This window comes from Phenylobacterium sp. (assembly GCF_037138395.1).
Taxonomy (GTDB): domain Bacteria; phylum Pseudomonadota; class Alphaproteobacteria; order Caulobacterales; family Caulobacteraceae; genus Phenylobacterium.
This window is the reverse complement of the sequence record NZ_JBAXIM010000229.1, coordinates 1-2,596: the sequence shown is the minus strand read 5'-3', so window position 1 is coordinate 2,596 and position 2,596 is coordinate 1. Positions and strand designations below refer to the sequence as shown.

Here is a 2,596-nt window from a genome sequence, read left to right as displayed (position 1 = left end):
AGTCTGCAAGAACTATTCTCCACGCCCCCCGTACTCAGCCATCAGGGGTTTCGAACTTCACAACGCCCGGCTCATACGCCCCACGCGGCGTCCGAAGCCGGCGGCTTCTGGCGATATCCTCGCGCACGAACAACCCGCTGTCGTTAACGATCAGCGGCCTGCCGATCACCTCCGGAGCGGCGAAGTACTCACGACCGTGGATGAGGGTGTAGGTGTCACCGCACAGGGGGCAGGTCTTTGTCCAACCGTCCGTAGCTCGCATTGCAGGGGCGCGGCGCTCCCGGATCGTCGACCATCCGGGAACGACCTCGCCATTCACCCGGAGCACGCCCAGGCCCATGCGGCTCTCGTCGATGAGGTCGCGGATCTCATCCACCCAACTGTGGGCGAGTAGCCGGATGTTGTAGTTGTATGTCCAGCTGACTTCGTCCCGGACGCTGGGCGGTTCCGACACCACCACGTCAATCTGACGAAGGCCTGCGTTGACATGAATGCCGCCATCCGGCGCCCTGCAGACCCATTCAGCCCAGGGAACGATACGGCCGTCATGGGGCATCTCCGCATAGGCCCGCCGATCCAGCTGGATGCATCTCGGCGTCCGTGTGGAATACCAAAGCCAGCTGCGCATGGACGGGTCTGCAGAGGCCAAGGGGATCTCGACTATTGTGGTGGGGTTGGAGGGGGAGTTTTGCTCTGGGTCAAGGCGGCGTCCAGATACTTCGAAATCTTTGTCCCACGCTGCTTGTCGAAGCTACGGGTGACGTCCTGCAGGATCTGCAAGGCCTCATCGCGCTTGCCGATGTTTTTCTCGAAGAAGTCGGCCCAGTCATTGGCTCCGCCGCCCCTTCCCCCCACCCGAGGGAAACCCGCCTTCCTGAGCGCTGCGGAAAGCTCGACGTGGAACTCGCGATGAAGGCTTTGGAAGAGGGCCGCGAGTTCCTGCTTGTTGGGACCGCCCATGAATTTGGGGAGGGCGTGGTGCCCTTCGATGATGCCCCGGATGAAACCCGGGCCGATCCTGTATCCTAGACCATTGAGGACTTCGGTGCCCAGGCCACCACCTCCCAGGAAGGTGAGAGCGCCGGTGGTGATGCCCGCAAGGTCCTGCGCAACACCGTCCCAGTCGAACCTTTGCAGCCAATCATCGACGGCAAAGGGGCCCGTGGTGCGCCAACCCGGGACGGGGTGAAGCTTCCCGTCCTCTCCAGGCTCGAACACGTCCGTAATGGAGGGATCCAGATCTCCGGGCTCCCGACCTGCCACCCAGATTGCGTGATGCGCGGGTTTCACAGCTGATGGCGGCTGTTGGCCCCCCGTCCCTGTAGCAAGGTTGGAAGGCAAATTCGAAGATGGGCGTCCTGTCGAGGTCGCCGTCCAAGTCCCGCCATTGCCGCTGAGCTGGCGAAGGGGTGCATAGACTTCGCGGAGGGACTGTGATGGGAGCTCCGCAGGGCGGGCCCCGCGTTCGCGGATCGCGCCGACCGGGTTCCAGATCAGGCCCGGATCGTCATAGCGGGCCGGCCATATGGAACGAGGGGTTCCGGCTTCCAGATCTCGGTCCACGAGCGGAGGCTCGCGGCGAGATTCGGGGTCAAGATCAGGGGAATGCAATCCTCCAAAGAAGGAGCGATGCCGTCGAACGACCTCGGCCTGCCGCTCTCTCTCTATCTCCGCCGGCGTCCGCATATACCATCGACGTAGATCCTCACCGGACAGGCGCGAAGGGTCGACTGCATATCTAGGCATGGGGGCTCCATGTGCGCCGTGACGCATCGCTCGAAGACGCCGTCAGGGGCTCGGTTTCAGGAAGGAGCGGCGAGGACGCGGACTATCTGCGGTCTCCACTCCGACCCAGAACGTAATCCGGGATTCTGGGTAGCTGAAACAAAACATGAACTTTAATGTGCCAGCGCGCGACTGGAAAGATTGCCCAATAGCTCTGGGCCGCCGGGCTGAAGCCCCTGTTTCGGGTCCTGGGGAATTCCATTCGACCCGCCGAGTAAGCCCCAACGTCCGCCGTCATTGCCACCTGCGAGGGGAGGTGGCCGGCTGGGTCAACTGACCGTCCCGTACTCACCTCAACGGGCGGATCGGACAGCCCGGGCGCTTACCGCCTTGGTCTTGCCGCCACGGAGATCGAGGGTCATCGGCGGGCGATCCGGAAACTCCACGATCAGCCGCAGTTCTCCACCCAGTGCCCGGACATGGCGTCGCAATGTCGAAACGAGCGCGTCCTCGCCATGCTCCAGCTTGGATATCCGGTCCTGCGATGTTCCCAGCGCGGCGGCGACTTCGACCTGGGTACGCCGTACCGCCGCCCGGACTTCTCGCAGCGTGTAGTCGCGGATGAGTTCCTCGCCGCGCGCTTCTCCCGCGTCCTGGACCGACTTGGGTTGCCGCACGATCCACTCGGCGGCGTCGATGGGGCGATAGGTCATGTCAATGACTCCAGATGTTGGTCAAACCGGGCGTCCGCCCGTTTGATCAGTCCCTTGTAAAATCGACCCGAGGCAAGGCCTGACTTGTCGCCACCGACCAGAAGGATAGCGGCGCGCACCGGGTCGAATGCGAACGCGATCCGCCACACACCGCCATC

At 63.3% G+C, this 2,596-nt stretch carries 4 protein-coding genes; all 4 read right to left on the bottom strand.

All coding sequences use genetic code 11. From position 1 onward, the window contains the following. Positions 1-34 precede the first annotated feature (34 nt). Complete coding sequence (locus WCJ52_RS12635) at positions 35-649, bottom strand: hypothetical protein (RefSeq protein ID WP_336903658.1); 615 nt, start codon at positions 647-649, stop codon at positions 35-37. A gap of 11 nt (positions 650-660) precedes the next feature. Beyond that, entirely contained in the window at positions 661-1,218 is a 558-nt protein-coding gene (locus WCJ52_RS12630; RefSeq protein ID WP_336903657.1) for a hypothetical protein, read from the bottom strand. 860 nt (positions 1,219-2,078) lie between these two features. After that, complete coding sequence (locus tag WCJ52_RS12625; protein ID WP_336903656.1) at positions 2,079-2,438, bottom strand: helix-turn-helix transcriptional regulator; 360 nt, start codon at positions 2,436-2,438, stop codon at positions 2,079-2,081. Further along, positions 2,435-2,587, bottom strand: a complete 153-nt coding sequence (locus WCJ52_RS12620; protein WP_336903659.1) for a type II toxin-antitoxin system RelE/ParE family toxin — start codon at positions 2,585-2,587, stop codon at positions 2,435-2,437. Before WCJ52_RS12620 ends, WCJ52_RS12625 begins: the two co-directional genes overlap by 4 nt. Positions 2,588-2,596: the final 9 nt, after the last annotated feature.

Excerpts from the sequence above, each read along its gene's own strand:
- WCJ52_RS12625 (WP_336903656.1), bottom strand. The coding sequence starts at position 2,438 with ATGACCTATCGCCCCATCGACGCCGCCGAGTGGATCGTGCGGCAACCC.